We start from the raw sequence: 6,312 nt of genomic DNA, 5'->3' as shown, positions 1-6,312 counted from the left end.
CTACCAACTTTGATTTTAATAGGTGTTTTCGGATGATGCCTATCTTGTCATCCGCTTTGAACGTACGTCTTTCTCCACGTGTTTTTCCATCTCTAATCTCCATTTTCGGCTTGGAGTATTAGCTTAATTTAGGTCAGCAAAATTGCGTTTTCATCTGAACTGGAATAAAATTTGGATGGGTTTAGGTATACGTCTGCCTTAAAGGGTTCGGGTTTGTCTTTTGCATCAACTCCTTTGAGTGTATACTCATATCCGGGGCCACGAAAATTAATATCACTTTGTGTGTAGTAACTTCTATTGTAACCCCATTGGATATTCCAATTCCCCTTTTTGTCGTGAATGGTGAGGGGTGTGCCGTTTTCATTGGGCCAAAGTGACGGACTCAAAAAGAGACAAACTAAAAAAAAGTAAAATTTATATTTTAGGGAAACAAACGGTTGTTTGTTTCTAAGGTAAGACAAATTAAACATAAAACCATATTCTAAATTGGTATACAAATCGAACAGGCGAATGTATGTTTGGTTCCGGAAAAGAAGAAATTTTTAAGTAGGGATATATACTATATTTGTTTTCTTCAAGTCCGGTTTATAAAAACACTTTTGGTTTATAGGTCTATTAGTAACTTCCGCCACTGCCCCCACCTCCAGAGGAACCACCACCAAAACTTCCACCACCTCCGCCTCCGCCAGAAGACCCTCCAGAACTGCTTTTTTGTTTTTTAGGAATGGTTTCATACTCAACGGCACTGTGTTTACAATGGGCGCAAGTCCTTTTGACTTCCACTTTTCCGGAACTACTATAAGTTGCTTCACTGATGATTCTGCTCGATTTACAAACAAAGGTTTCAAACTTACATTCGGGGCAGGCCATAATTTTTCGAAAAGAAGTACCTTTGTAAATATATTCTGGATTGATACTAGGGAATTTGAGGACGGCGTTAGCTTCACATCCTGGGCAGACCCATACATCATAGTCTATGGAATTTACAATTTCTTCAGAAATTTGGCCTTTCGACAAATGGATGTTATCTTCCTCTTCGGAAAGTTTTGTCATCTTTGTTCCGCATTTTTTACAGTTTCTCGGAATGTTTCTAATTTTCAAAAGTCTTTCGTTTAACTTACGCATTCGTAAGTCTCCCCAGAAAATGAAAAATATGACAATACTGCCTATGATAAGAAAGATAGACACAGGAAATAAAGCATCCTCTAAAACTAAAGAAAGCAGAGTGATCGTTATAATGACGGGACTAATGACAAGGCCATAAAACAATATAAAATCTGTTTTGTGAACAATATGGTATTTGGCAGTAGGGGAAGGTGTAATCCAAACAACAAATCGTTGGAATAAATTTAGGAATACAAATAGGGCTAGATAACCCAAAATAAAAAACTGTTTATAACGAAATGATTCTTCTTTTTCGATTCTTTCTTGTTCTGTTAGTTTTTCATTTAATAACCTTGATTCTTCATCGTTTAAAAAATAATTTCCAGTGGTATTAAATTTTTCGATAGTTTCTTCTAATATTTTTTTTTCATCTTCTGTAAGGTGAATGTAAGATTTCCCTTGATAATCATAATAATCAGTTCGTTTGAATTCATTGGATGTGTCATCGTTTGATGGATAAACACTTGTATCAGCCGAAATATTTGTTTCAGTAACATTCGAAACTAAGTTTTCCACAGGTATTTCAGGATGGTTTAATTTGTTAATCAGTGCTGCTACTGTATCCGCATGACCTTTTTGGAAATTATCTGCCTTAAATGCTGGGATTGTATAGGTATCAATGATTCGTTTGACTGTGGCATCGGGTAGGTCTCCTTCCAGGCCATAACCAATTTCAATTTCCACACGACGTTGGTCGATCACATGTAAAATTAGAATTCCATTGTCTTTGCCTTTTTTCCCAATTTTCCAATGATTGAATAAAGCAACTGCAAAGTCTTTTGGCACATAACTTTCAATTGTTGGAAGAGTGACCACAGCAATTTCTAAACCGGAATTTTGTTCTTCCGCATTTATCATTTGGTCAATGATTGTCGTGTCTGTTAGAACTCCGGCACTGTCTTCCACCCAACTGTTTCTAAGTTCTTTGGGGTTGGGAACTTGTGTGACTCGTTGGTCGATTCCTTCCCCCGTCGGGGAGCAGGAAAAAAGGAAGGAGAGAGTAACTGTTACCGTAAGTAATAAAGTTAGAAGGAGTTTTTGTGAATTATTTATTTCAGACAGAGATTTAGAGTTCACGATCTGAAGAATCTATACCGATGAACTCTAGTTGTCAAGTAAGAGTCAGGGACTACAAGGAGATACGCAAGTAAAGTTGACTGTTCTTGGCGTTAAAGTTTTTCCTGACTGGGAACGAATTCCTGGACCTAACAAAATTGTGTAGGTTGTGGTCTCACTTCCAAATCCATAAGGCATTGCCGAAATCGTAGAGCCAGCGATGCCCACACTTTCTACCGAGAAAGCAGGAAAAATCAAAATGTTTAAAGCAAACCAATCAGAAAAAGATCCTCCTGGAATTTCTAAAAGATCAGAAAAGTTAAAAAACAAACTACTGGGCGCGTTGGTTAAAGTGGAATTATTAGCAGGTGTAGAATTGGTAAGTTCAAAAAAGCTGGGTGGATTTCCTGGATCAAAAGCAACTAAACCAGCGATTTCAACACCAGCAGGATTTCCATTCATTTCTGTAACACGAATATCATCGGGAGAAGTGATTGATAAGGTAAATTTGTAATAAGGTGAACCCGCCTTCGTCAGTCCGATTTCTGTAGTACCAGTAGAGAGCTTCATATAAAATCTTCCTGCAATATCGGTAGTAGCAGTAGAATCAACGCCGTCTATTTGGCTGGAACGAGAAATCACTTTTAAACCAATGTTTGGTTCAGTGGCACCATCATTATCCCTTAGTTGGCCAGAGACAGAGACGGTAAATGAGCTTTCTGAAAGTGATAATATTGAAAGCGCAGGAAATAAATTATCGGATTCTTTTTCGTTTGGACTGACAACGGTCTGCACAAGTGGATTAAAATAACAATTGGCGAGGCTTAAAAATAATATAATCAAAATCGATAATCTATGAGTTCGCATTTTCATAAAAATCTCCACCTTAATAATAAATGTTACTACACTACTTGTAAATCCAAATTCGATTATTTATTTAAGGATTTCAATCCCCTTCATTTCGAGATTCTAATCTATTTTGGAATTAATGTACCCACTTTAAATTGGAATGTAGTTGGTTTGAGCATTTTCCCTGTTTCCGATCTGATTCCAGAATTCAAAGTAACAGTGTATGTTGTCGATGGAAGGATTGTCTGGTTATCAATCGTTAGTAAAACAGTATTATTTAAAATAGTATTATTTTGTAATAAAATAGGTGGGAAAACAACGATATTTTCAGCTGCCCAAAGGAATGGATCGGAGGGAGTTTCAAGATTTTCAGAAAAAATAAATTGGGATCCACTACCGATCGTTATTGCGAAGTTATTACTATCAATATATAAACCTTCATACGGCATGGAAAAGAGTAATTCTAAAGATGGAGGAGGTTCCACACCAATTTCGTAAACATCTAAACTTTGTACTATGTAGTTTGCTTTGTCAATAGATAGGACAGTTACAGAAGTTCGAGAAACGTTTAACTGGATATTTACAATGGTACCATTATCAGTAAATTGTAATGAGACCAGACCCATGGAAGTTTCTAAGTAGAATCTTCCTGACGTATTGGTTGTTGTAGAGTTTGTTTGGTTTGCGAGACCGGCAATCATCCCTAGTAAGGAAGAACTGTCTTCTTCTACCTTTGGATCGAGTAAATTATTTACAATTGGGTTCAGATAGCAGTTCGTAGAAAACAAAAAGAAGAACGTTACGAGAATTGGTTTTAGTATCAGATGGAGATGATTCATTGGTAACTATTCCCTTATTTTCTTTTCTTCAGAGTTTCTAAATCTTTTTCTAGTTGTTCTAACTCGTATTTTTCTTCTGCTTCTTTCAGTTCTTGTTCCGTTCTGATTTGTTCTACGGCTTCGTCTTTGATACGTTTGATTTCTGAATCAGAAACCATACGGTATCCGCTTCCTTCGCAAACATCGACGATAATTGTTTTACGTGTAATCGTGATGAGAAATCCACCGAGAAGGGTAACAGCCATATCTGTCCAGGTGGAAGTTTGTTTGATTCTTACGGGACGATTGTCTTTAGGCAGGAGCTCATTCCAATCAGGTTCTTTGAAGCGAAGGGCACCAAACAGCCAAAAGTATTCTGGATACTCATGGAAGGTTTGGCATCTCGCAGAGTCGGGAGCGAGTGTGATCATATTTCCATCGGCAACGGAACCTAGGACAAAGGAGTCTCGCAGGCTATGAGTGACCACTTCGCCACCTTCTTCCTTCGCTCTCCTTTCTGATTCTTGTCGTGTTAATTCTTCCCTACGTTTGCGGATCTCTTCTTGTTTAGCAGCGATGGCTTTTTCTTTTTCATTTTTCCGTTTTTCTTCTTCTTCCTTGCGGATCGTTTCTTCTTCGGATTCGGCAATGTCTTTGTAGATAATTTTTAAAACGGACTTTTTGGAGATGACCATGTGTTTTCCGTTTTGTGTGTCCACTTCAACACTATCCACGTTTTGGTTGGTAACAATTCCTTTGATGGACTTGCCTTGTTTGAGAAGGATGGTTTGTACTGCGCCTAAGGGAGAAATGAAATATAAAAGTATAATTAAGGTTAGTTTTAAGATCCGCATATTCTGTTTCCGTTCTAGTATTTGTCCTATATTATTAGAATTTAGAATCATTTGCAATACCGAATTTCCCGTTTTGTGGAAATACTCCCGGAAGTGTTCAGTGATCAGGATCCCTCAGGTGGGACCCCCGCCAAACAGATCCTAATGGAATCTCAAGAACTTACAGGTAGGAGGCAGAAAAATAGTATCTTGCATTGTTTGTGGGTTTGCCATTTGATGATGTTTTTATTTTAATCCTGAACGGTTTTTATTACAAAGAGGTGGCATGAAAGAAGATCAAAAAATGCATAAAGTTCTACATTCTGTGCATTTATGGGGCATTGCTGTAGGACTTGTCATCTCTGGCGATTATTTTGGCTGGAACTTTGGTTGGTCTCAAGCTAGTTTTTGGGAATTCAGTTTTGCCATAGGGTGGATTGCCACCTTCTATGTGCTATTTGCACTTTGTTTTACGGAACTTGCAGCAAGCATCCCTCAGTCGGGTGGTCCTTCCGCTTATGCAAAGAGGGCACTTGGTGATTTGTTTGGGCTTGTCACTGGGTATTTGGTTCTTGTGGAATTTTTACTCGCACCACCTGCCATTGCTTCAGCCCTCGGAGGATACATCCATTTTCTTTTTCCCGTTATACCAGCATTTGGTGCAGGTATCGTAATGTTTTGTTTATTATTGTTAATTAACCTAACCGGAATCAAACAAACCGCCCGTTTTGAACTTTTAGTTACCATCGTTGCTGTTTTTGGTCTTTTATTTTATCTGGCATTTCTTTGGCCTCATGTTTCCTTAGATCGTATTCCAAAATTTCCTGAGGTCAGTTCCATATCGTGGAGTTCTGTTTTTCTTTCGATTCCCTTTGCGATTTGGTTTTTTTTGGCAGTGGAAGGAGTGGCGTTAGCTGCGGAAGAGGTACGTAATCCAGCAAGGGACATACCTATTGGATACACTGCGGGTATTTTTACTTTACTCTGTTTGGCGGGTCTCATTTTTGTTTTTACCGCTTCGGTTGTGGATACTAAAGAAGTTGCTGAACTAGATTATCCATTATCTTATGTATTACAGAAGTTATATGGTGTTGATCAAATTTGGCCTTTTGTATTTACCTTTATTGGTTTGTTTGGACTTGTAGCATCCTTATTCGGAATCATACTCGGAAACTCTCGTTTGATTTATGCAATGGCAAAAGAAGGATATTTACCAACCTACCTTTCCAAACTGAGCCATGGTTCTTTGGTCCCCCAAAATGCAGTGATTAGTGGCGGTGTTTTAGGTATTTTCTGTATGTATTTTTTGGATACAGCAGAACTCATCACCATATCGGCATTAGGTGCTTGTGGAATGTATCTTTTAAGTCTTGTTTCTTATTTTGTTTTACGGAAAAAAGAACCAGAGATGGGAAGACCTTACAAAGCTCCGCTGTATCCCGTGTTACCCGGGCTTGCCCTCGTTCTTGGAATTGTAGCTTGCGGTTCTGTTTGTTTTTCCGAGCCTTATTTAGCACTCGGGGTTTTGGGATTTGGTTTTGTTTTGGGAATTGGTTACCACTTAAAACAAAAAAGGAACAAGTCTTGGTAAA

General features: G+C 38.2%; 5 protein-coding genes and 1 pseudogene. 1 reads left to right on the top strand and 5 read right to left on the bottom strand.

The window, feature by feature from the left end:
• Positions 1–173 precede the first annotated feature (173 nt).
• The 5 genes and pseudogenes from LEP1GSC199_RS14565 to LEP1GSC199_RS14545 all read right to left on the bottom strand — a co-directional run.
• Positions 174–470, bottom strand: a pseudogene (locus tag LEP1GSC199_RS14565) (hypothetical protein); the annotation flags it as partial.
• A gap of 145 nt (positions 471–615) precedes the next feature.
• On the bottom strand, positions 616–2,241 hold the full coding sequence (locus LEP1GSC199_RS14560; protein WP_002986547.1) for a TPM domain-containing protein: 1,626 nt from the start codon (positions 2,239–2,241) through the stop codon (positions 616–618).
• A gap of 45 nt (positions 2,242–2,286) precedes the next feature.
• Positions 2,287–3,093, bottom strand: a complete 807-nt coding sequence (locus LEP1GSC199_RS14555; protein WP_002986358.1) for a hypothetical protein — start codon at positions 3,091–3,093, stop codon at positions 2,287–2,289.
• A gap of 101 nt (positions 3,094–3,194) precedes the next feature.
• Entirely contained in the window at positions 3,195–3,908 is a 714-nt protein-coding gene (locus LEP1GSC199_RS14550; RefSeq protein WP_002986208.1) for a hypothetical protein, read from the bottom strand.
• Positions 3,909–3,922: 14 nt separating this feature from the next.
• On the bottom strand, positions 3,923–4,792 hold the full coding sequence (locus LEP1GSC199_RS14545) for an LA_0442/LA_0875 N-terminal domain-containing protein (RefSeq protein WP_232420800.1): 870 nt from the start codon (positions 4,790–4,792) through the stop codon (positions 3,923–3,925).
• Between the two features lie 214 nt (positions 4,793–5,006).
• On the opposite strand from LEP1GSC199_RS14545, the gene eat reads away from it, so the two are divergent.
• A complete protein-coding gene (gene eat / locus LEP1GSC199_RS14540) occupies positions 5,007–6,311 on the top strand; it encodes an ethanolamine permease (protein ID WP_039926943.1) in 1,305 nt (434 codons plus the stop codon).
• The last annotated feature ends 1 nt before the right edge of the window (position 6,312 follow it).

The sequence above is a fragment of the Leptospira vanthielii serovar Holland str. Waz Holland = ATCC 700522 genome, from assembly GCF_000332455.1.
Classification (GTDB): domain Bacteria; phylum Spirochaetota; class Leptospiria; order Leptospirales; family Leptospiraceae; genus Leptospira_A; species Leptospira_A vanthielii.
The sequence above is the reverse complement of the archived record's forward strand: the minus strand, read 5'-3'. Positions and strand labels throughout refer to the sequence as shown.

Coding starts and splice junctions, on each gene's coding strand:
- LEP1GSC199_RS14555 (WP_002986358.1), bottom strand. CDS start 3,093: ATGAAAATGCGAACTCATAGATTATCGATTTTGATTATATTATTTTTA.
- LEP1GSC199_RS14550 (WP_002986208.1), bottom strand. CDS start 3,908: ATGAATCATCTCCATCTGATACTAAAACCAATTCTCGTAACGTTCTTC.
- LEP1GSC199_RS14545 (WP_232420800.1), bottom strand. CDS start 4,792: ATGATTCTAAATTCTAATAATATAGGACAAATACTAGAACGGAAACAG.
- eat (WP_039926943.1), top strand. CDS start 5,007: ATGAAAGAAGATCAAAAAATGCATAAAGTTCTACATTCTGTGCATTTA.